Here is a 26,506-nt window from a genome sequence, read left to right as displayed (position 1 = left end):
TGGCCGCACCGCCGCCCTCATCGCGGCACCGCGTGCCCTTCGTGGCGCTGCCGACCCCTTCGCGGTGCCGCAGTCCCCTTCGCGGTGCCGCCGTCCTCTTCGCGGTGCCCTAGTCCCCTTCGCGGTGCCGCAGTCCCCTTCGCGGTGCCGCAGTCCTCTTCACGGTGCCGCCGTCCTCCTCGCCCGGTCAGGCGCCCCGGCCGTACCGGTCGGGGATGCGCCAGTCGAGCAGGAACCTGGCCGCGGGGCCCGTCCCGTTCATGTCGCCCTTCTCCTGGGCCCGCACCAGGTCGCGGTAGACGCCGGCGATGTGGTCCAGCGCGGAGTCGACGTGTCCCTCGCGGGCCTTCCTGGCGGCCTTGCGCAGCTTCTCGCGGGCCTTGCCGGCGACCGCCGGGTTGATACCGTTCGTCCGCTCCTGGGCGGTGATCGCCTCGTCGAACTTCTGCAGCCACTTGCCGTACCCGCCGGCCGGCGCCACGTCCCCGAGGGTCGCCTTGGGCGCGGCGGTCTCGATCAGCGAGGTCGGCTCGTCGTCGGGGTCATGGGTGCGCACCAGGCCGGACTCGTCGTCGGTGGGCGTGGGGGACGGCGAGGCGGGGGGCGGCTCCTCGATCGTGAGCGTGGGGGACGGCGTCGGGCTCACCTCCGCGACCGGCGCCTCCTGCCTGGCTCCCGCCCACATCACCATGCCCACCGTCACGGCCGCGATGACCAGGACGGCCACGCCCAGCTGGATCACCAGCTTGCGGTTGGGCCCCGAGGGCGGGGCGGGCTCCAGGTCGCCCGCCTGGTAGATCGCGGTGTCACCGGCGCGCGGCGGCGGCCCGCCCAGGTGCTGGAACACCTCGGTGGCACCCGAACCGGCCCCCTGCCCGGCCCCCGCCACCGGCCCCGCACCGGCACCCATCGCACCCGCGGCACCGGGTGCCGGACCCATCGCGCCCGCCGCACCGGGCATCGGGCCCATCGCGCCCGCCGCACCGGGCATCGGGCCCATCGCGCCCGTCTGGCCGGGCACCGTACCCATCGCGCCCGTCGCGCCGGGCGCCGCCGGAGGCGCCTGGGGGGCGGGTTTGGGCCGGGCGATGGCGGCCAGGGTCCTGCGGATGTTCTCCCCGCTGGTGGGCCGCTGCGCCGGATCCTCGGCGAGCATGGCCAGCAGCAGCCGGTCGAACTCGGGCGAGACCTCGCCCCTGATCGCGCTGGGCGGGACGGGCCGTCCCCCGCCCTCCCCCGCCGTCTCCGCGGGCACCCGCCCGCACAGCAGCTCGTAGCAGACGCAGCCGAGCGCGTACACGTCGCCGGGGGCCTGCGCGGGCTGCCCCGCGGCCCGTTCCGGCGCCGCGTACCGCTCGTCCCCCCGTACGGGCTCGCGGTCGTCCATCCCGAAGCCGACGACCTTGAGCACCCCGCTGCCCGCCAGGCGGAAACTGTCCGGATCGACCTGCCCGTGCACGACGCCGGCCCGGTGCGCCGCGTCGAGCCCGGCCGCGCCCTGGCCGATCAGGTCGCACACCTCCATGATCCGCAACTGCCCGCGCGCCGCGCGCTCCTCGCGCAGGCTGTTCCCGGTGAGGTACTCCATCACCAGGAACGGCGCCCCTTCGTGCTCGCCGACGTCCAGCACCATGGCCACGTTCGGATGGATCACTCTGGCCACGGCCTGGGCGTGCTGCCTGAGCACCTCCCGGGTGCCGGCGCCGGCGGCCTTGGCGCCGAGCACCTTCACGGCCACGACCCAGTCGGCCCGCGTGTCGTATCCGCGCCACACCTCGCCCATCGGTCCGCTGCCGATGCGCTCGTCGAGCCGGTACCGGTCAGCGATCAAGGACGGCGCGCGCTCCGTCGCGTCGGACATATCCCCGCCAATTACTCGAAATTGAGATTTCCGACCACCATAGGCCCCCACGGCCCCTGCCGCCCCTCCAACGCCCCGTACAGGCCCGTACGCCTCCTCAAAGCGACGGGGAGGAGGCGGAAACTCCGCCCCCTCCCCGTCGTGTGCTGAAACAGCCGTCAGGCCGCCGTCATCAGGCCGCCGTCATCAGGCCGCGGCCGGCTGCGGGACGCGCGGCGCGGGCGCGTCGTCGAGCGACTGCGGCGGCGCGTTGAAGACCGCCGTGTCCAGGCGGCCCTCCGAGCGCGCCACCAGCACCGGCACCACCATCTGACCGGCCACGTTGGTCGCGGTGCGGATCATGTCGAGGATCGGGTCGATGGCCAGCAGCAGCCCGACCCCTTCCAGCGGCAGCCCCAGCGTGCTCAGGGTGAGCGTCAGCATGACGGTCGCGCCGGTCAGGCCCGCCGTCGCGGCCGAGCCGACCACCGACACGAACGCGATCAGCAGGTAGTCGCCGACCCCGAGCTGAACTCCGAAGACCTGCGCGACGAAGATCGCCGCCAGCGCCGGATAGACGGAGGCGCAGCCGTCCATCTTGGTGGTCGCGCCGAACGGCACCGCGAAGGCCGCGTAGTCGCGGTCCACGCCGTTGCGCTCGATGGTGACCCGCTGCGTCAGCGGCAGCGTGCCGACCGACGAGCGGGAGACGAACGCCAGCTCGATCGCGGGCCAGGCGTTGCGGAAGAACGCGACCGGGCTGACCTTGCCCCACACCGCGAGCAGAGCCGGGTAGACGACCAGCAGGACGATGAAGCAGCCGATGTAGACCCCGGCGCTGAACTTGGCCAGCGGCGCGAGCAGGTCCCATCCGTACGTGGACACGGCCTTGCCGATCAGCCCCGCCGTCCCGATGGGCGCCAGGCGGATGACCCACCACAGCGCCTTCTGCACCAGCTCGAGCACGGAGCGGGCGAGGACCAGGAACGGCTCGGCCTTCTCGCCGACGGCCAGGGCCGCCGCGCCGAGCACGGCGCCGAGGAAGACGATCTGCAGGACGTTGAGCTCGGTGAAGGCGGTGACGATGTTCGTCGGGACGATGCCGGTGACGAAGTCGAGCCAGGTGCCGGCGTTCTCAGGGGCCTTGGCGGCGCCGGTGTCGAGGGTGACGCCCTGGCCCGGATGGATGACCAGGCCGAGTGCGATGCCGACGACGACGGCGATCAGCCCCGTGGCGAGGAACCAGAACAGCGTCTTGGCCGCCAGCCTGGCCGCGCCGCTGACGTTGCGCAGGTTCGCCACGCTGACCAGCACGGCGGTGAAGACGAGGGGGGGCACGGCCAGCTTGAGGAGCTGGACGAAGATCTGGCCGACCCTGGTCAGGGTCTCGGTCAGCCAGGTCAGGTCCCACGTTCTGGCGGCGAAGCCCAGTGCCACGCCGGCGACGAGGCCCAGCAGCAACTGCAGGGAGAAGGAGAGTCTCTTCACGGAGAGGTACGACTTCCGGTGTGAGGGCATGCCGGGGGCACGCCCGGGTGAGGACAGGGACGAACGCGGGCGGAGCGGTCAGTGACACATCGATCCGTGCAGGCGGCACAGATCGATGTGCAGCCGCTCGACGAGCCACACGATCACCGGGGAGAACCTCACGAGTCCCCACAACACCGGCAAATATGGCCGGATTCCCCCATTATGGGTGATCTACCTCACTCTGCGGCGATCTCCTTGATCGTCTCGATCAGCCGCAGCCGCTCCTCGTGCGTCCGGCCCAGCGGCGTCACGTTGAGCGTGGTCACGCCCGACTCCTTCAGCGCCCGCACCCGGTCGCGCACGAACCCCTCGGTGCCGATCAGCGACATCTTCTCCAGCAGCTCCGCCGGGACCTGCGCGGCGGCCTCCTCCTTCCTGCCCTCCAGGTAGAGGTCCTGGATCAGCTCGGCCTCCTTCTCGTAGCCGTAGCGCCTGGCCAGGTCGTTGTAGAAGTTCTTGCCCCTGGCGCCCATGCCGCCGATGTAGAGCGCCGCCATCGGCCGCCCGAACTCCAGCAGCCCCGCCACGTCGTCGCCGATCGCCAGCGACGCCTGCGCGATCACGTCCAGCTCGCCCAGTTCGGGATCGCGCCTGGCCTTGCCCGCGGCCAGGGCCGGGCCCCAGACGTCGGCGGCCTTCTCGGGCACGTAGAAGATCGGCTCCCAGCCCTCGGCCACCTCGGCGGTCAGCTCGACGTTCTTGGGCCCGATCGCGGCGACCACGATGGGGATGCGGGTGCGTACCGGATGGTTGATGAGCTTCAGCGGCTTGCCGAGGCCCGTGCCCTGGCCGGCGGGCAGGGGCACGGTGTAGTGGCGCCCCTCGAAGTTCACCCGCTCGCGCCGCCAGACCTGGCGGCAGATCTCGATGACCTCCCTGGTACGCCCGAGCGGCGCGGTGTACGGCACCCCGTGGAAGCCCTCGATCACCTGCGGCCCCGAGGCTCCCAGGCCGAGCGTGAAGCGCCCGTCGGAGACGTAGTCCAGGCCCGCCGCCGTCATGGCGAGCAGCGTCGGCGTGCGCGAGTAGATCGGCAGGATGCCGGAGGCGATCTGCAACCGCTCGGTCTTCGCCGCGATGTAGCCCATCTGGCTGACGGCGTCGAAGGAGTACGCCTCGGCCACGAAGACGATGTCGAGCCCGGCCCGCTCGTAGTCGGCCAGTTCGGCGACCGTCTCCTTGAAACCGCCCGAGTAATTGAGTGCCATCCCGATGCGCATGCCGGCTCCCGCCCAACCGAATGATGTTCTGTTATGCCGGGAACACTCTATCGTGTCGGCGTGGCGGACCGGGAGCCGCTAGCCTGGATCAAGTGCTGAGCCGGGTCGTCGTCGTCGTATCCGCCGTGGTGGCCGTGGCCCTGGCGGGTCATCAGCTCATCCCCGCGCTCGGCGGATTCACCCCTGTCATGGAGAGCCTGCTGCCCTGGCTGGGGCTGACGGTGCCGGTGCTGCTGGCGGCCGCCGCCATGGCACGTTCCCCCCGGGCCGCCGCCGCCGCGCTGGTACCGGGGGTGGTGTGGGCGGTGATGTTCGGCTCCGCGCTGCTGCGCACCCCGCCCGGCGGGCCCAGCGACCTCACCGTCGGCACCGTCAACGTGGGCGTGCGCAACAGCGCCTCGGGCGAGGCCGTACGCGCGATCGCCAAGGACCTCGACGTCCTGGCCGCCCAGGAGCTGACCAGCGGCGGACCCGCGGCCAAACAGCTCAACAAGATGTTCAAACACCACTATCCGGTCAGCACGGTCGGCCTGTGGAGCCGCTATCCGATCAGCGACACCAAGCCGCTCGACGTCGGCATGGGCTGGCCGCGCGCCCTGCGGGCGGTCGTCTCCACGCCCAAGGGCAAGGTGACCGTCTACGTCATGCACCTGGCCTCGGCCAGGCCCGGCCACACCACCTCGCGTGACGCCTCGCTGGCGCAGGCGCGCAAGCTCATCGACGCCGACCCGAGCAAGCGCATCCTGCTGCTCGGCGACCTCAACACCGCCACCACCGACCGGGGCATGCGCGGGCTGACGCCGCCGCTGACCGACGCCCAGAGCGCGGCGGGCGACGGGTTCGGGTTCACCTGGCCGGCCGAATTCCCGATCACCAGGCCGGACCACATCCTGTTCAAGGGCATGACCGCCACCGAGGCCGGCGTCGCCCCGGCGACCGGCAGCGACCACCGCGCCGCCATCGCCTCCCTGCGCTTCTGAACACGCCTCAGAGCACATCTCAAAGCACGCCTCTGAGCACGCCCCTGAGCGCCCACGCCTCATCCGTGCGCGCGGGGCATCCGGACGTCCGGGCGCCCGGCTAGGTGAGCGACGCCCCCGAGCGGCCGGCCCCCTGAGCGCCGGCCTTGAGCCGCAGCCGGTCCAGGTCCTGCGGGGTGTCGATGTCGGCGGGGTCGCCGTGCTCGTCGCACGCCACCTCGGTGACCAGCTCGGGATGCGCCTTCATGAACGGCCGCGCCCCCACATCGCCCACCGCCAGCGCGGACACCTCGGCGAAGTGCTCGCGGGCGATCAGCACCGGGTTCCTGCGCCGGCCCCCGTAGGTCGCGACCGCCAGCCCGGCGCCGGACCCGATCAGCGCGCGTACCGCGCCCGGCCCGATCAGCGGCTGGTCCACCAGCGCCACCACCACCGACTCCGCCTCCTCCGGCAGCGCGGCCAGCCCCAGCCGCAGGGAGGAGCCCATGCCGGAGGCCCAGTCCGGGTTGCGCACCGTGACCGCGCCGCGCACCTGCACCGTGGCCGCGCCGAGCACGACCACGACCGGATGGCAGCCGCCCTCCTCCAGCAGCCGCACGCCGCGCTCAACCAGCCGCTCGCCCCCGAACTCGACCAGCGCCTTGGGCCGGCCCAGCCGGGTGCCCTCACCGGCGGCCAGCAGCAGCCCCGCGACCTGGCCCGACCTCACGGCGCCTCAGACCGGCCTTCAGGCCGCATCTCGTGGTGGATGCGGCCCTCCGTCACGGACAGCGGACGCCCCGAGCCGCCCCAGCGCAGCTGGATGAGCTCGGCGGCGATGGACACGGCCGTCTCCTCGGGCGTACGCGCGCCGAGGTCGAGGCCGATCGGCGAGCGCAGCCTGGCCAGCTCGGCCTCGGTGAGACCGGACTCGCGCAGCCGTTCGAGCCGGTCCTCGTGGGTGCGGCGGGACCCCATCGCGCCCACGTAGCCCGCGCCGGTACGCAGCGCCACCTCCAGCAGCGGCACGTCGAACTTGGGGTCATGGGTGAGCACGCAGATGACCGTGCGCTCGTCCACCCGCACCGAGGCCAGGTAGTCGTGCGGCCACTTGACCACGACCTCGTCGGCGTCGGGGAAACGCTTGGCGGTGGCGAAGATCGGCCGCGCGTCGCACACGGTGACGTGGTAACCGAGGAACTTGCCCACCCTGGCCACCGCCGCGGCGAAGTCGATCGCCCCGAAGACCAGCATCCGCGGCGGCGGCGCGAACGAGTGCACGAACACCGCCAGGTCGTCCAGCCGCCGCTCCCCCTGCCCCCCGTAGTGGCGCAGGCCGGTCAGGCCCTGGGCGAGCATGCCGCGGGCGTCGTCGTCGACGGCCTCGTCGAGCCGGTCCAGGCCCAGCGTGCCCGAGGAGCGGTCGTTCCAGATGATCCGGCGCGCGCCCACCCGGCCGGGGCCGGAGACGATCGTGGCCACCGCGACCGGCTGGTGCGCCTCCACCGACTCCGCGATCTCTCCCAGCTCGGGGAACGTCTCCAGCGAGACGGGCTCGACCAGGATGTCGATGATGCCGCCGCAGGTCAGGCCGACGGCGAACGCGTCGTCGTCGCTCACCCCGTACCGCTGCAGGACGGGGGTGTCGATCTCGGCGGCCAGCTCGAACACCGCGCCCTCGACGCATCCGCCGGACACGCTGCCGACCACCTCGTCACCGCGCACCGCCATCGACGCCCCCGGCTGCCTGGGCGCGCTGCTCCACGTGCCCACCACCGTGGCCAGGCCGAACTTGAGCCCCGACCGCCACCACTTCATGATCTCCGGCAGCACGTCACGCATGGGCGAGCCTTTCGCTGAGTCGCTCGTAGGCGGCCAGGCTGTGCCCGGCCACCAGGTCATCGAGATGGGGCAGCGCCGCGCGCATGCCGCCGGTGAGCGGCTGGTAGTCCGCGTACCCCTTGTGCGGGTTGACCCAGATCACCTTGTACGCCTGCCTGGCCAGCCGGGCCATCTGGGCGCCCAGCAGCTCGGGATCGCCGCGTTCCCACCCGTCCGAGGCGATCACCGCGATCGCGCCCCTGGCGCTGTAACGGGCGAGGAACTCCTTGAGTTCCGCGCCCAGCCGGGTGCCGCCGCTCCAGTCGGGGATGACCTTGGACGCCTCGTTCAGCGCGGTGCCAGGGTCGCGGTGGCGCAGCTCGGCCGTGATCGGGGTGAGTCTGGTGCCGACCGAGTAGACCCTGGTGAACCTGGGCTCGCTCCTGACCAGGGCGTGGGCGAAGCGCAGCAGCGTCTCGGCGTACGGGGCCATGGAGCCGCTGACGTCCACCAGCAGCACGACCGGGCGCGGCCTGGAGGTGTGCCTGCGGTGGCGGAGCCTGGCCACCTCGCCCTTCCTGAGCGCGTCGCGGATCGTACGGCGCTGGTCGAGCACTCCCCTGTGGGCGCTCTCGAAGCGGCGTGAGCGCCGCCGGGCCCGGCCGGCCTTCAGCATGGCCAGCATGCGGTGCACCTCGGCCCGTTCGGCCTCGCTCAGCCTGGCCACGTCACGGTGGCGCAGCACCTCCATGCGGCTCGCGGTCGCCGGGGCGGTCGTGCCGTCGTCCTCGCCCGTCTCGCCGTCGCCGTCGCGCGCGGCCAGGTGGCGGGTGACGCTCGTGACCGTCGTACGCGCCGGCGTGGCCCGTTGCCCGCCGAAGTAGGCGGCGAAGCAGCGGTCGTAGCGGGGCAGGTCGTCGGGCGCGGCGCAGAGCGTCAGCCGCCCGGCCCAGTAGACCTCGCCCGGGTCGTCCACGTCGAGGTGGCCGAGGGCGCGCAGCAGGTTCTGGGTCCGCTCGTGATCGGCCGCGACGCCCGCCGCGCGCAGCGTCCTGGCGAACCCCGTCATGGTGGCGGCCAGCTCATTCATGGGAGAGCAGCCCGTTGCCGAGCACCGCCGCGACGTCCTCCCGGTACTTCAGCGCCGCGCCGAGCGTGGCGGCGGCCCGGTCGGGGTCGAGCTCCTTGGCGCCCAGCGTCAGCAGCGCCTCGGTCCAGTCGAGCGTCTCGGCCACCCCCGGCGGCTTGACCAGGTCGGCCCGCCGCAGCCGTTCGGCCGCCCGCGCCACCTGGGCCGCCAGCGTCTCGGTGCACTCGGGCAGGCGGCGCAGCAGGATGGCGACCTCGCGCTCGAAGCTCGGGTGCTCCAGCCAGTGGTAGAGGCAGCGGCGCTTGAGCGCGTCGTGCACCTCGCGGGTCCTGTTGGAGGTGACCACGACCACCGGCGGCGTGCTCGCCTTCACGGTGCCCAGCTCGGGGATGGAGATCGTGAAGTCGGAGAGCACCTCCAGCAGGAACGCCTCGAACTCGTCGTCGGCCCGGTCGATCTCGTCCACGAGCAGCACGCTGGGCTGCGTCTCGACCGCCTTGAGCAGCGGCCTGGCGATGAGGAACCGGCGGTCGTAGATCTCTCCCTCCAGCCTGGCCACGTCGGTGATCCCGGCGGCCTCGGCGGCCTTGAGGTGGAGGAGCTGGCGGGCGAAGTCCCAGTCGTACAGGGCCTGGGCCGCGTCCAGCCCCTCGTAGCACTGGAGCCTGATCAGCGGCGCGTCCAGCAGGGCGGCGAGGGTCTTGGCCAGCTCCGTCTTCCCGACCCCCGCCTCGCCTTCGAGGAAGAGCGGCCGTCCCATGCGCAAGGCCAGGAAGGCCGCCGTGGCCAGACCTTGGTCGGCCAGGTAGGCGTGCCGGTCGAGGAGCTCGATGAGCTTGTCCGGCGACTCGATGTCCATTGCCCTGATTGTCCGCCGCAGCACCCCTTCAGGCTACGTCCACACGCGGCCTTGCGATATTCACCCGCGTATCGACCCGGAGCGACCGTCACGAACTGTAAGCTTCTGCTCACCGAACGAAGGGACGACAAGGCATGCCCCCGCGCCTTGCGCACGACGTACCGATGGGAAGGCTCCGCCACGGCCCCGGCCCCGGCGTCGAGTCACCGGCCCGGACGGAAATCGGTGAGGATTGATGCTGATGCAGCTCAGTACGCCCGAGCCCTGGGACAGACCCGTGTCACCGGAGGCCAGGCAGCGAAGCAAGATAACCGCGGCGCGGCGGGCGATCGACGTCGCCCTGCAGACCCGCTTCCTGTGGATCAGCAGGGAGAGGCGCGAGGCGATCTTCTCCTGCGAGGACCTCGACCACCTGCAGCACCTGCTCATCCGCATCCTCACCGTCGACACGGTGGACGAGCTCTTCCCCGAACCGGGCTAGGCGCGGCTCCGGATCAGGGCCCTTCCTCCCGCGCCTCCCCGCGCTCCCGGATCAAGGCCCTCAGCTCGGCCAGGGCCTGGCGGGCGCGCTCCTTCTCCGAGCCCTGGATGCCCATGGCGCCGACGGTGTGGCCGTCGGAGAAGTCGATCTTCGGCCACGGATCACCCACCACCATCGTGACCTCCAGCGCCTCAGGCCACGTGTAGCGGTGGGTGCGCACGGCGTTGACGATCGTCAGGCCCTTCTCGTCGGCCTCCACCCGCACCCGGCCCAGCAGATGGAGCACGTACGCCACCGCGCACCCGAACGCCACGATCGCCACCCGGTCGGGCAGCTGGAACGGCCGCGCGATGAAGGCGGCCATCACCACCGCCCCCAGCACGATCACGACGGCGAAGCCGTAGGCGACGAGGCGTCCCCGGCGCGGACGCCAGGTGACGGGCAGGGGCGGCGGGGACACGGGCTCTGACACGAGGGAAACCTACCGTAGATCAGGCCAGGTCCCTCAGGAGGAGGGCGGTCTCAAGCGCGGCGACGGCCGACTCGTACCCCTTGTCCTCCTTGCTGCCCGGCAGGCCCGAGCGGTCGAGCGCCTGGTCCATCGTCTCGCAGGTGAGCACGCCGTTGCCGACCGGCGTCCGCTCGTCGAGCGAGATCCGGGTCAGGCCGGACGTCACCGAGTCGCAGACGTAGTCGAAGTGGGCGGTCTCTCCGCGGATGACCGCGCCCAGCGCCACCACGGCGTCGCAGCGGCGGGCCAGCGCCTGGGCGACCACCGGGATCTCCAGTGAGCCCGGCACGCGTACGACCGTGGCCGTCGCGCCGCTGTCGGCGCACGCCTGCACGGCGCGTGACACCAGCTGGTCGGTGATCTTGGCGTGCCAGCTCGCCGCCACCACGCCCACCGTCAGCCCCGACGCGTCGGGCGCCGTGGCGCCCGGCCGTCCTTCCCCGCTCATATCTCTCCCTTCGGCCTTAGCCGGTTGTATTCCCTGGTCACGACGCCTCCGAGATGTCGTGGCCGAGGCGGTCGCGCTTGGCCTTGAGGTAACGCTCGTTGTACGGGTTCATCGCCACGGGCATGGGCTCGCGACCGAGGACCTTGATGCCGTAGCCGTCCATGCCCTTGAGCTTGGCCGGGTTGTTGGTCAGCAGCCGCACCGACTTGACACCGAGGTCGGCCAGGATCTGGCCCGCGTTGGAGAACTCGCGCGCGTCCACGGGCAGCCCCAGCTCCACGTTGGCGTCCACGGTGTCGCTGCCGTTGTCCTGGAGGCTGTAGGCGCGCAGCTTGGCCAGCAGCCCGATGCCCCGCCCCTCGTGGCCGCGCAGGTAGACGACCACGCCGCGGCCCTCCTGGGCGATGGCCGCCATGGCGTGGTCGAGCTGCACCCCGCAGTCGCAGCGCAGCGAGCCGAACACGTCGCCGGTCAGGCATTCGGAGTGGGCCCTGACCAGGATGTTCTCGCCGCCGGCCAGGTCGCCGAAGACGAGCGCGACGTGCTCGCCGCCGTCGAGCGCGCTGGCGTAGCCGAAGGCCCGCCACATCCCGTACGCGTTGGGCAGCCGCGTCTCGGCGACCCGCGTCACCATGCTCTCGGCCCGCCGCCGGTAGTCGACGAGCTGCTCGATGGACACCAGCGCCAGATCGTGCTCGTCGGCGAAGCGGCGCAGCTCGGGCAGCCTGGCCATGGTGCCGTCGTCGTTGACCACCTCGGCCAGCGCCCCCGCCGACGACAGCCCGGCCAGCCGGGCCAGGTCGACGGCCGCCTCGGTGTGGCCGCGCCGGGCCAGCACGCCGCCCTCGTGGTAACGCAGCGGGAAGACGTGGCCGGGGCGGACGAGCTCGTTGGGCTCGGTGGCCGAGTCGGCGAGCGTGCGGATCGTCTTCGCCCGGTCGGCCGCGGAGATGCCCGTGGTGACGCCGTCGCGGGCGTCCACGGTGATCGTGTACGCCGTGCGCATGCGTTCCTTGTTGTGGAACACCATGAGCGGCAGGCCGAGCCGGTCGAGCTCCTTGCCGTCCATGGCCACGCAGATCATGCCGCTGGTGTGCCTGATCGTGAACGTGCACAGCTCGGGCGTGGCCTTGGCCGCGGCGAAGATGAGGTCGCCTTCGTTCTCCCTGTTCTCGTCGTCGACGACCACCACGGGCTTGCCGGCCCGGATGTCCTCGATCGCGCGCTCGATCGGGTCGAGCGTGATGCCGCTCACCGTGCCACCGCCATTTCCCCCAGTGGCGCGGAACGGTATTCGCGCAGCCACTTCACGAACCCGACCAGCACCAGGACGAAGAAGATGCCGTACACGTAGCCGGAGACCACCAGGCCCGAGCTGAACGCGAGCGGCACCCCGACCAGGTCCACGGCCACCCATACGATCCAGAAGTCCACCAGTGCCCTGCCCTGCGCCCAGGTCGCCAGCGCGCTGCCGACGAAGATGTAGGCGTCGGCGGCCACCAGGAAGGCGCCCTTCGGCAGCGGCTCGTGCGCGCCCCACGACAGGCCGGTCACGAAGAACAGCACGCCCACCGCGGCGGTGCCGAGCACCATGAGGCCGATCAGGGTCAGCCGCTCCCGCGGCCTGGCGGGCCTGACGGCCAGCTTTTTGCCGTCCTGGGTGCCGCGCCGCCACGCCCACCAGCCGTAGACCGCCAGCCCCGCGAACAATGCCTGCTTGAGCGCGTTGCCGGTGATGTGCGCGTTGATCGAGGCGATGAACAGCAGCACCGAGCCGGTGAACTGCACCGGCCACGTCCACATCGACCTGCGTATGGCCAGCAGGACCGTCGACAGGGCGGCGATGTTGCCGACCAGGTCGGTCCAGAGCACATGGGTGCCGAATATCTTGAATCCGGCCTCGGCCCAGTTCACTGCCTGACCACCAGCCTCTCCACATACTTCGCGATCACGTCGACCTCGATGTTCACCATGTCTCCCACCCGGCGTTCGGCCATGGTGGTGAGCTTCAGCGTGGTCGGGATGAGACTCACGCCGAAGCTTTCGTCGTCAACCGTGGTGACCGTCAGGCTGATTCCGTCGATCGCGATCGAGCCCTTCTCCGCGACGTAGCGGCTCAGCGCGGGCGACAGGGAGAAGCGCAGGTCGTCCCAGCTCTCGCCGGGGTCTCGCGACAGCAGCGCGGCGGTTCCGTCCACATGGCCCTGCACGATGTGGCCGCCGAGGCGCTGGTCGGCGCGTACGGCCCGCTCCAGGTTCACCGCGGAGCCCTCGGTGAGGGCACCGAGCGAGCTGCGTTCGAGCGACTCCTTGATCACGTCCACGGTGAACACGTCGCCCGCGACCTCCACGACCGTGAGGCACACGCCGTTGACGGCGATCGAGTCGCCGTGTCTGGCGTCGGAGGTGACGACCGGGCCGCGCACCGACAGCAGGGCTCCTCCGCCCTCCTGCCTGATCGCCACCACTTCGCCCAGTTCCTCGATGATTCCGGTGAACATCACTTCTCCCTGCCTGGTTGGGGGTTGGGCCGGGCGATCAGCCTTATGTCCGGCCCTATCTCGGAAATTTCGTCAAATGTCAGGCGATGCGACTCGCCGATCGTGCGCACTCCGGCGCCGCCGAGCGCCGCCCGCCCGGAGCCGAGCAGCGCCGGCGCCACGTACGCCACCACGCGATCGACCAGGCCCTGCCCGACGAACGAGCCGGCCAGCGTCGGCCCGCCCTCCAGGAAGACGCTCACGACGCCGCGCGCGGCCAGCTCCCGCAGCAGCACCTCCAGGTCCAGGCCGGCGCCGCGGCGCGGCACTCGGATCAGGTCGACATCGCCGCGCGGCGGGTCGCTCTCGCGGTCCGGCGCGAGCTGCGGGTCGGTTGCGTGGTGCGGCGCGCGCAGCAGATCGGCCTCGATGCCGGTACGGACGTCGTCGGCGACGGCGACGAGCGTGGGCGCCTGGCCGTCGAGGACCCGGGCGGACGGGGGCGTCCTGCCGTCGGGATCGACCACCACCCGCAGCGGCGCGCGCCCCTCGGCGGCCTGGCCGGCGGGACGGGCCGTGAGCAGGGGGTCGTCGGCGAGGACGGTGCCGATGCCCGCGACGATCGCGTCGGCGGCGGCCCGCAGCCGGTGCACGTCGGCCCTGGCCTCAGGGGAGGTGATCCACTGGCTGGTGCCGTCCTCGGCGGCCGACCTGCCGTCGAGGGTCGCGGCGAACTTCCAGGTCACGTGGGGCCGGCCGAGCCGCGCGCACGTCAGCCACTCCTCGTTGACCCGCTCGGCCTGCTCGGCGAGCACCCCGGAGGTGACCTCGACGCCGTGGGCACGCAGCCGAGCCGCGCCGCCGGCGGCCTTGGGGGTGGGATCGGGGACGCCGACCACCACGCGGGCCACCCCGGCGTCGAGGAGGGCGAGGCTGCACGGCCCTGTGCGGCCGGTGTGGTCGCAGGGTTCGAGGGTGACGTAGGCGGTGCCGCCCTTGGCCCGCTCGCCGGCCTGCGCCAGCGCGACGATCTCGGCGTGGGGGCCGCCCGCGTACGCGTGGAAGCCCTCGCCGGCGACCTGGCCGGCGGAGTCGAGGATGACGCAGCCCACGACGGGGTTGGGGCTGGTGGTGCCGTGTCCGTGCCCGGCCAGCTCGACGGCCCGCGCCATGGGGGCGATGTCTTCGGCGGGTATCTCCACCCGGGTCTCCTACTCGCCAGTAGCTCCAAGCCATGGCGGGCCCCGGGGGATCTCGCCGCGGCGCAACCTCGTGCACCACGGCAGGCGCCCGGCTGGGACGCCGGACACCTCGCGCGCTTCCTCCCATCCGGACTTTAACCGTCGGTCCCGGAATTTCACCGAGTCAACCGGCCGATGGCATCGGCCGGGTCGCGGACTGTCACCGCCGGTTCGGAATTTCACCGACCCCGGAGCACGCTAGCTCTTTCGGCTTCCAGTCTGCCATGCCCGTTATGGGAAGCGCGACCGCCCCCACCTATATGACCAAGCGCTCGTTCAAGCAGCCATGAGCCGGTGCGCGCGCCGCGCCGCCGGGCTGTAGCGGACGTGCCCGGGAACCAGGCCGAGCCCGGTGTGCAGCGTGCGCAGCGTCGCGGTGGCCCACAGGTCGCCGACCGGCGTCGCGGGCAGGCCGTAGAGCCGGCGCGCCCAGCGCGGCAGCGTGGCGAACGCGAGCAGGGTCAGCGCCGGCATCGCGGGCTTGAGCGGGGTCAGCAGGCGCGGGAGCGGCGCGTTGAGCGACAGCCGCAGCGGATGGGCCGCCTCGGGAACGAAGCGCAGCCCCGGGCGTGCGGCGTCGATGTAGTCGCGCAGCTCGGCGACCGAGCCGGGCACGTCGTCCGGGTCGAGGCCCACCACCTCGGCCGCCCGGCGCCACTCGGCGACGAACGTGTCGGCCTCGTCGTCCGACAGGCGCACCCCGGCGCGGCGGGCCACCGACAGGTAGGAGTCGACCTCGCCCACGTGCACCCAGCGCAGCGCGTCGGGCTCGTCGAGACGGAACCTGCGGCCGGTGTCGGGGTCGTGGGCGGTCAGGGTGGCGTGGATCTTGCGTACGCGGCGGCCGGCCCGCTCGACCTCGGCCATTGTGCCGTAGGTGCGTACGCGGACGAACTCGGTCGTCCGCACGAATCGTGACCAGGACTCGTGCGGGTCCATGAGCGCGGAGTTCTGCAGGACGCCGCGCATCGCCCGCGGATGCAGCCCCTGCATCAGCAGCGCGCGGAAACCGCCCACCAGCAGGATCGGCTCACCCATCACCCGCCACGTCACCGAGCGGGGCCCGAAGATGCCATGGTCGCTCATAAGTGAGGAGTTACCCAGCTAAGGCCCGCTTCATGTCACATCTCCCTGTCCCGGCTTCCTGCCCCGAAGCGGAACGAACGCCGACGCGAGGTGGAGCGAACGCCGGCACGAAGTGACGCGAAGTGACGCGAAGTGACGCGAAGTGACGCGAAGTGACGCGAACCGCTGTCACGAACGCTGTCACGAAGTGGCGCGAATGGCCGCGGCGCGGAGCTCGTCGATGGCGACCACCGGGTCGGAGGCCCCGTAGACGGCGCTGCCCGCCACGAACACATCGGCGCCCGCCGAGGCGCAGCGCTCGATGGTGCCGGCGTCCACACCGCCGTCGACCTGCAGCCAGACCCGGCCGCCGTGCCGGCCGATGAGCTCGTGCGCCCGCCGGATCTTCGGCAACACCACGTCGAGGAACTTCTGCCCGCCGAACCCCGGCTCCACGGTCATCAGCAGCAGCATGTCGACCTCGTCGAGCAGGTCTTCGTACGGCTCCACCGGGGTCGCCGGGTTGAGCGCGAGCCCTGACCTGGCTCCGAGTGCGCGGATCTCCCGCAGCGTACGGATGGGCGCCTTGGCGGCCTCCGCGTGAATCGTCACGCTGCCCGCCCCCGCCTCCGCGTACTGCGGCGCCCAGCGGTCGGGATCGGCGATCATGAGGTGACAGTCGAGCGGGGTGTCGGTCGCCTTGCGCAGCGCCTCGACCACGGGCAGCCCGAGGGTCAGGTTGGGCACGAAGTGGTAGTCCATGACATCGACGTGCAGCCAGTCGGCATTCGGCACGGCGGCGGCCTCATCGGCGAGCCTGGCGAAGTCGGCGGCGAGGATGCTGGGCGAGATCTGTACGGCCATGATGGCCCAGTGTATTGAAAATCCCCACGTCCCCGACCCGCTCGCCCTCTACCAACCCGCCCCGAATCACACCCGACCCACCTGCCCACTGCCGCCCCGCCCCCGAATCACCCGGACCGCCCGCCGAGACCCCACACCACCGCGAACCAGCCCAGACCACCTCACCCGCCCGCCCACACCCGCACAACCACGAGCGGCCTTTGACCGCCCGCACCTGCCATGGTCGGCCCCGGACCGTCCCTCCGGGTCCATCTCCCCCGGGACCAGCTCCCCGGGACCGGCTCCCCGGGACCAGCTCAACCAATGGCCTTCTCCCGCGTGGGGCGCGACATGAGCCCGAGCCTGATGAACAGCACAGGCGCGCCCACCTGCACCCACAGGGCCAGCAGCGCGTACCCGACGTACGTGGTCACCGCCCCGCCCGGCAGCAGTTCGCGGCCGGCGTACCAGATGGCCACCGCCACGACCGTGCCGAGCGCCCAGCGGGCGGCGCGCAACCGCAGCGGGCCGCCCGCGTCGAACCAGCCGAGCCGGTACATGATCGACGTCCCGGCCAGCGTCCCCAGCAGCACGCCCGCCATGATGACGATCGGCTCCAGGCTCTCGGGATCGATCACCCCGGCCGAGCTCCAGCTACGCGGCACGACCCATCCGGCGTACGGCGCGTTGGCCAGCGCGGCGGCGCCGATCAGCCCGGCGGACAGCCCCGCCGAGGCGGCGAGCTGCGCCCACAGCGGAAGCCCCCGCCACCAGCGCGTGGCGGGCCGCTCCAACCGGGTCGCCACGAGCAGCACGACCAGCCCCAGCAACACCCCGGCCACCACGTCGGAGATGAAGTGCACACCCAGATACACCCTGCTCAGGCACACCAGCGCGATCAGCGACCCCGCCGCCCACCGCGCCCACGGCCGTCCCACCGCGGAGGCGAGCCGGCCCAGGCCCGCGGTGCCGTTCTGGGCGTGCCCCGATGGCAGCCCGAACGCCCCCTCGACCGACAGCGGCTGAACCCTGGCATCGATCCAGTACGGCCTGGGCTGATGCGCCGCCAGCTTGCCGATCACGTTCGTGGCGGCGGCCAGCAGGACCACGAGCCCGAGCCGCAGACCCAATGCCGGGCTCACGCACCAGTAGAGCACCGGCAGGCAGAGCAGGAAGAAGGTGTCCGTGCCGAACACCGACACCAACTCCAGCACGGGGCGAACGGCGTCGGGCAGGCCTTGAAGCCAGATGATCGGCCCCAGCTCCGCCAGGTGAAGGTCATCGAGGGGATCCACGCCGTCGATCGGACCACACGTCCCTTCCACCACGCCAGACACCGCACCCACCGATCACAACCCCGCACCGCTGCCCATCCGTTTTCCCGCAGCGCGGGGAGAACGACCCTGGGCCGGGGTCAGGAGCGTTTGCGCAGGAGGGCCAGGAACATGGCGTCGGTGCCGTGGCGGTGGGGCCAGAACTGGGCGTGCGGCCCGTCGCCGAGCCCGTCCACCTCGGGCAGGTAGGCGCGGGCGTCGAGCTGTTCGACATCGTCTCTGCGGGCCAGGACGTCGCCGATCACGACCCGCGTCTCGGCCAGGTGCGGCGAGCAGGTGACGTAGGCGACGACTCCACCTGGGCGCACCGCGTCGAGCGCCGTCTGAAGCAGGCTCCGCTGCAGCTTGCCCAGGTCGGCGATGCCGGCGGGGTCGCGGCGCCAGCGCGCCTCGGGCCGCCGCCGCAACGCGCCGAGCCCGGTGCAGGGGGCGTCGAGCATGACCCGGTCGAACACGCCGGGCCGCCACGCCGGCTCGGTGCCGTCGGCGGTGACGACCGTCGCGTCCCTGGTCGTCTCCCACACCAGCCGCGCCCGGTGATACTGCACGTCAGCGGCCAACACTCGCGCCCCACCGGGAAACGCCTCCCCCAGCCCCTCACCCGAACCCGTACCAACGCCCGAGCCCGAATCCACGCCTGAGCCCGTGGCGGCGCCGTCCTCCGTGCGCGCGGAGTCGCCAACGCGGCGGCGGGACTCGGCGTCCAGGCCGGCCAAATCGCCGTGGACGGCGATGGCGTCCAGGAGGCCGGTCTTGCCGCCGGGCCCGGCGCACATGTCGAGCCACACCTCGTCGCCGCCCCCGTCGAGCGGCACCCGGGTCAGGGCGAGCGCGACCAACTGGCTGGCCTCGTCCTGGACGGCGGCGCGGGTCTCGGCTACCGCCTCGATCTGACCGGGGTCGCCTTCGCGCAGGTAGGCGGCGTACGGAGAGTAGCGCCCAGGCAGGGCGCCCGAATCTTCGAGCTCCGCCACCGAGCTGCGCCCCGGACGCGCCACGAGCGTCACCAGGGGCCTGGCGTTGTCGGCGGCGAGCAGGTCGGCCAGTTCGTCACCGGGACCCAGCGCGTCGCGGAAGGCCGAGACGATCCACCGGGGATGGCCGTGGGCGACGGCGAGGTGTCCGACGGGGTCGTCGACCGGGTCGGGCGCGACGATGGGTATCCATTCCTCGATCGTCCTCGACCCGATCTTGCGCAGCACCGCGTTGACGAACTTGGCCGCCCCCTGGCCGATGCGCAGGCGTACGAGGTCGACGGTGGTGCCGACGGCGGCGTGCGGCGGGACGCGCATGCGCAGGAGCTGGTGGGCGCCGAGCCGCAGCGCGTCGCGCACGTCGGGGTCGGGCTCGCGGTCGCTGCACATCTCGATGACGGCGTCGTAGGTGCCGAGCCCGCGCAGCGTCCCGTAGGCGAGCTCGGTCGCCAGCGCGGCGTCGCGCCCCTTGATGCCGCGCTCGCGCAGGAGGCGCGGCAGGAGGAGGTTGGCGTACGCGTCACGCTCGTCGACGGCGCGCACGACATCGAAGGCGGCGTTACGGGCCGGGTCGCGGGCGGGCCTGCGCGGCCGTACCGCGCGGTCTCCACCGCCGCCCGAACCACCGCTCCTGCCGCCACCCGTGTAGCCGCCGCCGGACCCGCCCGTGCCGCCGGATCCCTGATGCCCCCTGGCCCTCATCGCGTCGAACTCTCATCCAGGCCCGGACGGGCGGCCATCCGGACGCGTACGGCCCGCTTCCGGCGCGCAACGGCGGGCTCGATCACGTGAAGCTCTCCTTGGCCTCCGGGCGGACCCCGCGAGCCCACTCGCCGGCCTGCATCACCCGCTTGCCCTGCGGTTGCACCTCGCCGAGCAGCAGCGCGTCGGTGGCGGTGCCGACCAGCACGGTCGTCTTGGTGGCGACGATCTCGCCCGGCGACGGGCCCTCACCCTCGGCCACCCGCGCCGCCCCCAGCTTCACCCGCTGGCCGCGGAACTCCGTCCACGCCCCCGGGCCGGGCGTGCAGGCCCGGATGAGCCGGTCGACGTGCATGGCGGGCTTGGTCCAGTCGACGCGGGCGTCCGCGACGGAGATCTTGGGCGCGACGGTGACGCCGTCGGCCGGTTGCGGCCTGGCCTCCAGGGTGCCGTCCTCGACGCCGTCGAGGGTGGCGGCGAGCAGCCCCGCCCCGGAGATCGACAGCCGCTCCAGGAGGGCCCCGCTGGTGTCGGACGCGCGGATCTCCTCGGTCACCACGCCGTAGACCGGCCCGGCGTCCAGCTCTTTGACGATCTGGAACGTGCTCGCCCCGGTGATCTCGTCGCCGTGCAGGATCGCGTGCTGGACGGGGGCGGCTCCGCGCCAGGCGGGCAGGATCGAGAAGTGCAGGTTGATCCAGCCGTGCCGGGGCACGTCGAGCGCCGCCTGCGGCAGCAGCGCGCCGTAGGCCACGACGGGGCAGCAGTCGGGCGCGAGCTCGCGCAGCCGGTCGAGGAAGGCCGGGTCGCCTGCCTTCTGCGGGCGCAGCACCTCGATGCCCGCCTCCTCGGCGAGCTCCGCCACCGGCGACGGGTGGACCTTGCGTCCCCGCCCGGACTGGGCGTCGGGACGGGTGACGACGGCCACGACGTCGTGCCGGGGCGAGTCGATCAGGGTGCGCAGTGACGGCAGCGCCGTCTCGGGCGTGCCCGCGAAGACCAGGCGCATGCTCTCAGAGTGCCTTTCCGCCGGTGGCGTGGGGCGACATCCGGATCACGGGGGCGGCCAGGCCGCTCCACTCCGCCTCGCGCACGGCCTTCATGGCCAGCTTGCGCTGCTTGGGATCCATCCGGTCGATGAACAGGATGCCGTCGAGGTGGTCGGTCTCGTGCTGGAAGCACCGGGCCATCAGGTCGGTGCCCTCCAGCGTGACGGGCTCGCCGTGCATGTTGAAGCCCTTGGCCACGGCGCGGACGGCGCGTGGCGTCGGGAACGACAGGCCGGGGAAGGACAGGCAGCCCTCCTCGCCCTCCTCGTCGCACTCCTCCGACAGGTCGAGGTCGGGGTTGATCAGGTGGCCGACCTGGTCGTCGACGTAGTAGGTGAACACGCGCAGCCCGACGCCGATCTGCGGGGCCGCGAGGCCGGCGCCCGGTGCGTCCATCATCGTGTCGGTGAGGTCTTTGACCAGCTTGCGGAGCTCCTTGTCGAAGTCGGCGACGGGGGTCGCCGGGGTGCGCAGCACCGGGTCTCCGAACAGCCGGATGGGCTGGATCGCCAAGGGGTCACTCCGTTTCTCGGTACGCGGGACCAGGTCAGTTTAGTGCAGCCACCGGCCCTGGCCCGCCGTCCTCACCGTGCGGGCGCGACCCCCGTCACCGGCCCTGGCCCGCCGTCCCCGAGTGGGTGTGGGCCAGCGAGCGGGCCTTCATCGCGGCCTTGCGCGCGGCCTTCACCACGGCCTGGTCGTCGTGGGCCGTGGCCAGCATGTCGAGCACGGCGATCGTGTCGGGGTGGCCGACCGCGGGCATCTCGCGTACGAGCTTGATCAGGTCTTCGCCCGGTTCCGGCGGGTCGAGCCGGCCCGCGGCGGGCGCCGACAGGTGCATGAGCGCCGCCAGCGAGTCGACCGCGATCCAGGTGTGGTCGTCGGAGCTGAGCGTGGGGGCGGGGAGGTCGCGGATGTGCAACCAGGAGGCGGCGTAGCGGCGCATCAGCGGGTGGTCGAGCGCCTCCCGGACGGGAGCCTCGGCCTCGGGGCCGAGCTCCTCCAGGATGGCGCCGACAGCGCCGCGCTGGCCCGCCGTGCCTGACTTGGCGATCTCGATCAGGTCGCGGGCGGCCGACTCGGGCGCGCGCCGCTCCAGCCACCCGGCCACCGCGCTCTGCGTGGCGCTGCCCTTGACCAGCGCCTCGACCAGCTCGGCCGCCGACAGGTCGGCGAACACCTCCACCTCGGCCGCGGTCGGCGCGTCGTGCCCCTCGCGCAGCAGGTCGCGGCGGACGGCCCAGACGCCGAGCGGGGTGAGCGCGGTGCGGCCGGCCGGGGTCTGCTCGACCAGGCCGCAGTAGGTCAGCAGCGACAGCGCCTCCAGCAGCTCCGCGGGCAGCGCGGCGGCGATCCTGCGCATCTCGACCGGGCCGGGCGCGCAGGCGACCTCGTGGGACTGCAGGATGCCCCGCGCGAGGTTGGCGGTGGCCACGCCGGAGCGTACGGAGTAGATCGTGGCCAGCATCTCGGCCAGGTGGCCGTCGACCACGGCCGAGCCGGTCAGGCCGTCGTCGGCGCGGTCGAGCACGTCCATCACCACGCCGTCCCAGAACTCCAGCGTGGCCTCCACCGTGAGCTGCATCGACAGCGGGCCGCGCGAGGCGCGGCCGCCGAGGATCTGCAGCAGCCCGGTGTTGACGGCGACGATCCAGATGAGGCGCAGCCGCCCGGCCGGCAGGCCGAGGTCATCGGCCGCGGCGGCCGCGTCGGCCTCGCTCAGGTGCCCCTCGGGGCTCACCTGGCGGTTGCCCGTCCAGGCGGTGAGCCTGATCGCGTCGGCGACGAGCGGCACCGAGGGCACCGCTTTGGCCAGCTCCGCGTCGGGTGCGAGGAGGACCGGCGGGAACGTCAGCGCCTCGTGCTCCACGGGAGTCTCCTCAGGGGGCCGTGGCGGCACGGCGGCCTGCTCATCGATCAGCTTGCGCAGCTCGGCGAGGTCGAAGACATTGTTTGCCACCCACGAAACTTACTGCACACCGGTCACATGAGCGTACTCAACGGATGGCGCGGGAGCGGGCTTTGAACGCCGCCTTACGCGCCGCCTTGGCCACCGTGCCGTCGGGGATCGAGCGTCCGAGCAGTTCGAGGACGTCGACGACGTCCGGGTGGTCGACCCGCCACATCTCCTCGATGAGATGGGCGGGAGGACCGGAGGCCGCCATGTTCTCGGCGAAGATCTCGGGCTCCTCCTCGGCCGCGGGCATCGCCAGGGCCAGCATGTCGACGCTGACCCAGAGCAGCTCCTCCTGGGTGAGCTGCGGCGCGGGAAGGCCGCGCGCGGCCAGCCAGTGGATGGCGTGCGGCCGCAGCTCCTGGTCCTCCAGGCAGGCGCGGATCTGGGCCTCGGCCTCGGCGCCGAGCCGGTCGACGATGGTGATGGCGATGCCGCGGGCCACGGCGGGCGCGCCGGAGGCGGCGGCGAGCAGCTCGGCGGCGGCCTCTCCTGGCACCCGGCCGGACAGCCAGCGGTCGATGTCGGCCTCGGCCAGCTCGGCCGGCACGCCTTCGAGCAGCCCTTCGATGAGCCCGCGCGCGTCGGCCTCGGCCAGGTCGGGGGCCTGGGGGGCCTCGACGCCGAGCGAGAGGTAGTGCTCGCGCAGCGCCCAGACGCCGAGCGGCGTGAGCTCCGCGGTGTCGCCGGAGACGTGGAGCAGGCCGCTCCACTCCAGCCGGCCGAGCACGGCGTCGAGGTCGGCGCCGCCGGCGATCTCGTCGAGGTAGTCGCCGACCACGGTGACGGGCACCCGCACCTGGAGGCGGTAGAGCATGTCGAACAGGTCGTAGAGGCTCTCGTCGAGCTCCGCCGAGCCGGTGACGGAGCCGCCAGTGTCCTGTTCGAGCAGGCGGGCGACGCGGGCCGCCCAGGCGTCGAGCGGGTCGTCGCCGCCGGGCAGCGGCTCCTCGGCCAGCATCGGCACGCCCGCCAGCGCGGCGCGCAACTCGTCGGGCACGGCCAGCCGTACGGCGGGCAGCGGGGTGCATCCGGGGCAGTCGCAGGGCGCCTCGCCCAGGTCGGGAAGTTCCCCTGAGGGGATGGCGACCGACTGCTCAAGCGACTCGGGGCCGATGGAGCTGAACAGGCTCTTGGCCATGCCGAAGTTCGCCTCGTCGGCGAGGGCGCCGGGCATGCGGGTCGCGATGTCGTCGAGCCGCTCGCGCATGAGCGTCACGGTGGCCTCGCTCACGTGGCCCGCCTCGCTCAGGTAGGCGACGAGCGTGCGGGCGGCGGCGACGGTCTCGGGCGCGCTCTCCGGCGGGGCGATGACCTTGCGCGGGTAGATGGACAGCAGCAACTCGTCGAAGGTCTCGGGAGTGAAGTCGCCCAGCTCGTTGACGTTGAGGTAGTCGCTGGCGTAGTCGCAGAGCAGGCGGACCTCGTCCGCGTCCACTTCGACTTCCCGCGCCCGCCCCCAAGCACGCAGGTCGTCGATGGCCTGGTTCACCCATTCGATCGACACAGGGGCACGCTAACGGCTACCCAACGGTATGAGCGAATCGGGGAAACGGTCTAAATCAGGTCGAGCGGGTCGACACTCACCCTCACGACATCTGGCGTCTTACGCGCCGCACGCACCCCACTGGCCCCTTTGAGCGCGGCGGACAGGGCGGCTCCACCCGCTCTGCGTACGCGGATCATGGCGCGTTCCTGGCCGGCGTCGTCCACCGGCACGGGGCCGAGCACCTGGGCGTCGGGCGGCAGGCGTACCTCGTCGAGCATCTGCCTGACCGCGCTGGCCACGCCGGTGAGCGTGGCCATCCGCACCGCCGGCGGGAAGCCCAGCTCGGCGCGGTCGCCGAGCTCGCGCTCCGCGTGGGTGACCGGGTCCCACCGCAGCAGCGCCTGTACGGCGGGCAGCGCGGCGTCGCCGAGCACCACCAGCTCGGCGGCGGGGCGCAGGAGGGCGGCGGCGTTCATCCACCTTCGTACGGTCTCCTCCCCCGCCCGCAGGTCGGCCCGCCCGAGCAGCGCCCACCCGTCGAGCAGCACCGCCGCGGCGTAGCCGCCGTCCGCCACCGGCTCGGCTCCGGGGGTGGAGACGACCAGCGCGCGGGTGCCCGGCACGGTGGCCAGCACGCCGTCACGGCCGGACGTGCGCACCGGCACCGACGGGAAGGCCCGGCCGAGCTCCTCCGCCGTGCGCCTGGCCCCCGTGACCACCGCACGCAGCCGCGGGCTGCCGCAGGAGGCGCAGCGCCAGTCCGCGTCCACCCGGCCGCACCAGCGGCAGTACGGCGCCGCGTGGCCGCCCCTGAGCGCGAGCGGGCCGTGGCACAGCGGCCCCGGCTCCCCCAGCGCCTGAGGCGCGGCCGTCCTGGTGGGCGGCAGGGCGCAGCGGGCCGGGGTGCGGCAGTGCTGGCAGGCCAGCGAAGGCAGATAGCCGCGCCTGGGCACCTGGACGAGCACGGGGCCGCGCTCCAGCCCGTGACGCAGGGCCCGCCAGGCGATGCTCGGCAGCCGGGCCTGCCTGGCCGCCTGGTCCTTGGCCAGCTCGGCGTCCTCGCCGGCCGGGTGCACGCGCGGGGCCAGGCTCCTGATCGTCGTACGGGCGGCCACGATCGGCCTGGCCCAGCCGCCTGCCACGAGCTGGGTGGCCTCCGCGGTACGGGCGTAGCCGCCGATCAGCATCCCCGCCCCCGTCCTGTGGGCACGCAACCCGAGCACCTCGCGGGCGTGCGGGTAGGGGGCCAGGCGCTCGGCGTGCAGGTCGTCTCCGTCGTCCCAGATGGCGACCAGGCCGAGTCCGGCGACGGGGGCGAACATGGCGGCCCTGGTGCCGACGACGGCGCGCACCTGGCCTCTCAGGACCTTCAGCCACCGCCGGTACCGCTCCGCCGGCCCCAGGTCGGCGGTCAGCGCCACGTGCCTGCCCGGGCCGAGCAGGCGGGCGAACTCGGCGTCGGCCAACGCCACGTCCTTGCCGTCGGGCACCACGACGACCGCTCCCCTGCCGCCGTCGAGCGTGGCCCGCACGGCCTCGGCCACGGGACCCGCCCAGCCCTTGGCGCCGGGCAGCGCCGACCAGACGGCCCGGGGGGCGCGGCCGTCACGCAGCGCGCCGAGGAACGAGGCACCGGCCGGATACGCGTCCCAGGCACTCGGCCCGGCCCCCGCCGGCGCGTCCGGGGCGGCCGCCGGTTGGGGGGCCGACGCGTCCGGCGTCGTCGCGGGCTCCGGCCGGCCGGGCGATCCCGGCTCCTCGGAGACCGCCTTGGGGGGCTGGATCACCTTGGGAGCCTCTCCGGGGGCCGCCTTGGCGGACTGAGCCTCCTCGGGGGCCTTTCCTGCGGCCTCCTCGACGGGCTGAACCTCCTTGGGAGCCTCTCCGGCGGCCTTCTTGGCCGGCCGGGTCTCCTTGGAGGCTTCCTCGGGGGTCTCCGCCTCGGCCTTGGCGTGGCGGGGCGGGACGGCCAGGCGGAGGACGTCGGTCAGGGTGCCCGCGTACCGGTCGGCGACCGCCCTGGCCAGCCCGGCGATCTCGGGGGTGAGCACCCGCTCGGGCGACACCACCCGTTCCAGCGTGGTGAGCTTGCCCTCGTGCTCGCTCGCCGCCACTCGTTCCAGCAGGAACCCGTCCACGAGCTTGCCCGCGAACCGCACCCGCACCCGCACGCCCGGCTGGGCCGTCTCATGCAGCGAGGCGGGGATCATGTAGTCGAAGAGCCGGTCGAGGTGCGGCAGCGGGCTGTCCACCGCGACCCGCGCCACGGGGTCGTCCGGAGCCGGGACGGGCGCCCCCTTGGTGTCCTTCGCCGACGTCACGGGCCGCACTGCTTCGAGCGGCAGGAGGGCGTCGTCGGAGGAGTGGGTCACGCATAACGTCTACCAGACCTCCACACCCCGAATCGCCCACGCCCCAATCGACCACGCGACCGCCCTACGGCAGGCCAGCCCGGCACGACTGGCCCAACCTCGGGCGCGCCGGGCCACCGGGGCGCATAAGGCTGGGCGGGCGATTCCCGTCGAGCGCGTAAGTCCCTACGGACGTCACCACGCCGGTCCGCACGGCGGGCTTGGTCGTGGGGACACGCGCGGACGGCCGGCGCCACCCCTGAGG

General features: G+C 72.8%; 24 protein-coding genes and 1 riboswitch. Of the genes, 2 read left to right on the top strand and 22 right to left on the bottom strand.

Annotation, left to right across the window (positions count from 1 at the left end; translation table 11 throughout):
- Positions 1 to 187: 187 nt before the first annotated feature.
- The 3 genes from ABFX54_RS22640 to ABFX54_RS22630 all read right to left on the bottom strand — a co-directional run bounded on the left by ABFX54_RS22640 (position 188) and on the right by ABFX54_RS22630 (position 4,590).
- A complete protein-coding gene (locus ABFX54_RS22640; RefSeq protein WP_346107761.1) occupies positions 188 to 1,831 on the bottom strand; it encodes a serine/threonine-protein kinase in 1,644 nt (547 codons plus the stop codon).
- A 216-nt stretch (positions 1,832 to 2,047) separates the two neighbouring features.
- Positions 2,048 to 3,328 (bottom strand): dicarboxylate/amino acid:cation symporter, encoded by a 1,281-nt coding sequence (locus ABFX54_RS22635; protein ID WP_346107759.1) that lies wholly within the window; start codon positions 3,326 to 3,328, stop codon positions 2,048 to 2,050.
- Positions 3,329 to 3,546: 218 nt separating this feature from the next.
- Positions 3,547 to 4,590, bottom strand: coding sequence for an LLM class F420-dependent oxidoreductase (locus ABFX54_RS22630; protein WP_346107757.1), 1,044 nt, complete (start codon positions 4,588 to 4,590; stop codon positions 3,547 to 3,549).
- 92 nt (positions 4,591 to 4,682) lie between these two features.
- Between ABFX54_RS22630 and ABFX54_RS22625 the strand changes: the two genes are divergently transcribed.
- Entirely contained in the window at positions 4,683 to 5,570 is an 888-nt protein-coding gene (locus ABFX54_RS22625) for an endonuclease/exonuclease/phosphatase family protein (RefSeq protein ID WP_346107755.1), read from the top strand.
- Between the two features lie 100 nt (positions 5,571 to 5,670).
- Here the strand turns inward: ABFX54_RS22625 and ABFX54_RS22620 are convergent, their stop codons facing one another.
- From ABFX54_RS22620 to ABFX54_RS22605, 4 genes are read right to left on the bottom strand one after another with little or no spacing between them, the layout of a single operon-like run.
- Entirely contained in the window at positions 5,671 to 6,279 is a 609-nt protein-coding gene (locus tag ABFX54_RS22620) for a nucleotidyltransferase family protein (RefSeq protein ID WP_346107753.1), read from the bottom strand.
- Positions 6,276 to 7,391 carry an XdhC family protein gene (locus ABFX54_RS22615; protein WP_346107751.1) on the bottom strand — a complete coding sequence of 372 codons (1,116 nt, stop codon included), beginning with the start codon at positions 7,389 to 7,391 and terminating at the stop codon, positions 6,276 to 6,278. Before ABFX54_RS22615 ends, ABFX54_RS22620 begins: the two co-directional genes overlap by 4 nt.
- Positions 7,384 to 8,460 carry a vWA domain-containing protein gene (locus tag ABFX54_RS22610; RefSeq protein ID WP_346107750.1) on the bottom strand — a complete coding sequence of 359 codons (1,077 nt, stop codon included), beginning with the start codon at positions 8,458 to 8,460 and terminating at the stop codon, positions 7,384 to 7,386. The genes ABFX54_RS22615 and ABFX54_RS22610 overlap by 8 nt, the downstream gene beginning before the upstream one ends.
- The gene (locus tag ABFX54_RS22605) at positions 8,453 to 9,319 is read right to left on the bottom strand and encodes an AAA family ATPase (protein ID WP_346107748.1); all 867 of its coding nucleotides are present in this window, start codon (positions 9,317 to 9,319) and stop codon (positions 8,453 to 8,455) included. The genes ABFX54_RS22610 and ABFX54_RS22605 overlap by 8 nt, the downstream gene beginning before the upstream one ends.
- 241 nt (positions 9,320 to 9,560) lie before the next feature.
- Here ABFX54_RS22605 and ABFX54_RS22600 point away from each other — a divergent pair, with 241 nt between their 5' ends.
- Positions 9,561 to 9,800, top strand: coding sequence for a hypothetical protein (locus tag ABFX54_RS22600; RefSeq protein WP_346107746.1), 240 nt, complete (start codon positions 9,561 to 9,563; stop codon positions 9,798 to 9,800).
- 13 nt (positions 9,801 to 9,813) lie between these two features.
- On the opposite strand, the gene ABFX54_RS22595 is transcribed toward ABFX54_RS22600, so the two are convergent.
- The 15 genes from ABFX54_RS22595 to ABFX54_RS22525 all read right to left on the bottom strand — a co-directional run bounded on the left by ABFX54_RS22595 (position 9,814) and on the right by ABFX54_RS22525 (position 26,262).
- Positions 9,814 to 10,272 (bottom strand): PH domain-containing protein, encoded by a 459-nt coding sequence (locus ABFX54_RS22595; RefSeq protein ID WP_346107744.1) that lies wholly within the window; start codon positions 10,270 to 10,272, stop codon positions 9,814 to 9,816.
- Between the two features lie 19 nt (positions 10,273 to 10,291).
- The gene (gene ribH, locus ABFX54_RS22590) at positions 10,292 to 10,759 is read right to left on the bottom strand and encodes a 6,7-dimethyl-8-ribityllumazine synthase (RefSeq protein ID WP_106244567.1); all 468 of its coding nucleotides are present in this window, start codon (positions 10,757 to 10,759) and stop codon (positions 10,292 to 10,294) included.
- A 37-nt stretch (positions 10,760 to 10,796) separates the two neighbouring features.
- The gene (locus ABFX54_RS22585) at positions 10,797 to 12,014 is read right to left on the bottom strand and encodes a bifunctional 3,4-dihydroxy-2-butanone-4-phosphate synthase/GTP cyclohydrolase II (RefSeq protein WP_346107742.1); all 1,218 of its coding nucleotides are present in this window, start codon (positions 12,012 to 12,014) and stop codon (positions 10,797 to 10,799) included.
- Entirely contained in the window at positions 12,011 to 12,673 is a 663-nt protein-coding gene (locus tag ABFX54_RS22580) for a nicotinamide mononucleotide transporter family protein (protein ID WP_346107740.1), read from the bottom strand. Before ABFX54_RS22580 ends, ABFX54_RS22585 begins: the two co-directional genes overlap by 4 nt.
- A complete protein-coding gene (locus ABFX54_RS22575; protein WP_346107738.1) occupies positions 12,670 to 13,260 on the bottom strand; it encodes a riboflavin synthase in 591 nt (196 codons plus the stop codon). Before ABFX54_RS22575 ends, ABFX54_RS22580 begins: the two co-directional genes overlap by 4 nt.
- A complete protein-coding gene (gene ribD / locus ABFX54_RS22570; protein ID WP_346107736.1) occupies positions 13,260 to 14,441 on the bottom strand; it encodes a bifunctional diaminohydroxyphosphoribosylaminopyrimidine deaminase/5-amino-6-(5-phosphoribosylamino)uracil reductase RibD in 1,182 nt (393 codons plus the stop codon). The genes ABFX54_RS22575 and ribD overlap by 1 nt, the downstream gene beginning before the upstream one ends.
- A 109-nt stretch (positions 14,442 to 14,550) precedes the next feature.
- A riboswitch (FMN riboswitch) is annotated at positions 14,551 to 14,681 on the bottom strand.
- Positions 14,682 to 14,756: 75 nt separating this feature from the next.
- Complete coding sequence (locus tag ABFX54_RS22565) at positions 14,757 to 15,566, bottom strand: oxygenase MpaB family protein (protein ID WP_346107734.1); 810 nt, start codon at positions 15,564 to 15,566, stop codon at positions 14,757 to 14,759.
- Between the two features lie 180 nt (positions 15,567 to 15,746).
- On the bottom strand, positions 15,747 to 16,409 hold the full coding sequence (gene rpe / locus ABFX54_RS22560; RefSeq protein ID WP_346107732.1) for a ribulose-phosphate 3-epimerase: 663 nt from the start codon (positions 16,407 to 16,409) through the stop codon (positions 15,747 to 15,749).
- A gap of 296 nt (positions 16,410 to 16,705) precedes the next feature.
- Entirely contained in the window at positions 16,706 to 17,683 is a 978-nt protein-coding gene (locus ABFX54_RS22555) for a phosphatase PAP2 family protein (RefSeq protein WP_346107731.1), read from the bottom strand.
- A 119-nt stretch (positions 17,684 to 17,802) separates the two neighbouring features.
- A complete protein-coding gene (locus tag ABFX54_RS22550) occupies positions 17,803 to 19,398 on the bottom strand; it encodes an RsmB/NOP family class I SAM-dependent RNA methyltransferase (protein ID WP_346107729.1) in 1,596 nt (531 codons plus the stop codon).
- A gap of 82 nt (positions 19,399 to 19,480) precedes the next feature.
- The gene (gene fmt / locus ABFX54_RS22545; RefSeq protein WP_346107727.1) at positions 19,481 to 20,407 is read right to left on the bottom strand and encodes a methionyl-tRNA formyltransferase; all 927 of its coding nucleotides are present in this window, start codon (positions 20,405 to 20,407) and stop codon (positions 19,481 to 19,483) included.
- Positions 20,408 to 20,411: 4 nt separating this feature from the next.
- Complete coding sequence (gene def / locus ABFX54_RS22540; protein ID WP_346107725.1) at positions 20,412 to 20,960, bottom strand: peptide deformylase; 549 nt, start codon at positions 20,958 to 20,960, stop codon at positions 20,412 to 20,414.
- A gap of 94 nt (positions 20,961 to 21,054) precedes the next feature.
- The gene (locus tag ABFX54_RS22535; protein WP_346107723.1) at positions 21,055 to 22,407 is read right to left on the bottom strand and encodes a hypothetical protein; all 1,353 of its coding nucleotides are present in this window, start codon (positions 22,405 to 22,407) and stop codon (positions 21,055 to 21,057) included.
- Positions 22,408 to 22,444: 37 nt separating this feature from the next.
- A complete protein-coding gene (locus ABFX54_RS22530) occupies positions 22,445 to 23,908 on the bottom strand; it encodes a hypothetical protein (protein WP_346107722.1) in 1,464 nt (487 codons plus the stop codon).
- A gap of 50 nt (positions 23,909 to 23,958) precedes the next feature.
- Positions 23,959 to 26,262, bottom strand: a complete 2,304-nt coding sequence (locus ABFX54_RS22525) for a primosomal protein N' (protein WP_346107720.1) — start codon at positions 26,260 to 26,262, stop codon at positions 23,959 to 23,961.
- Positions 26,263 to 26,506: the final 244 nt, after the last annotated feature.

The sequence above is a fragment of the Nonomuraea maheshkhaliensis genome (assembly GCF_039529435.1).
GTDB lineage: Bacteria > Actinomycetota > Actinomycetes > Streptosporangiales > Streptosporangiaceae > Nonomuraea > Nonomuraea maheshkhaliensis.
The sequence above is the reverse complement of the archived record's forward strand: the minus strand, read 5'-3'. Positions and strand labels throughout refer to the sequence as shown.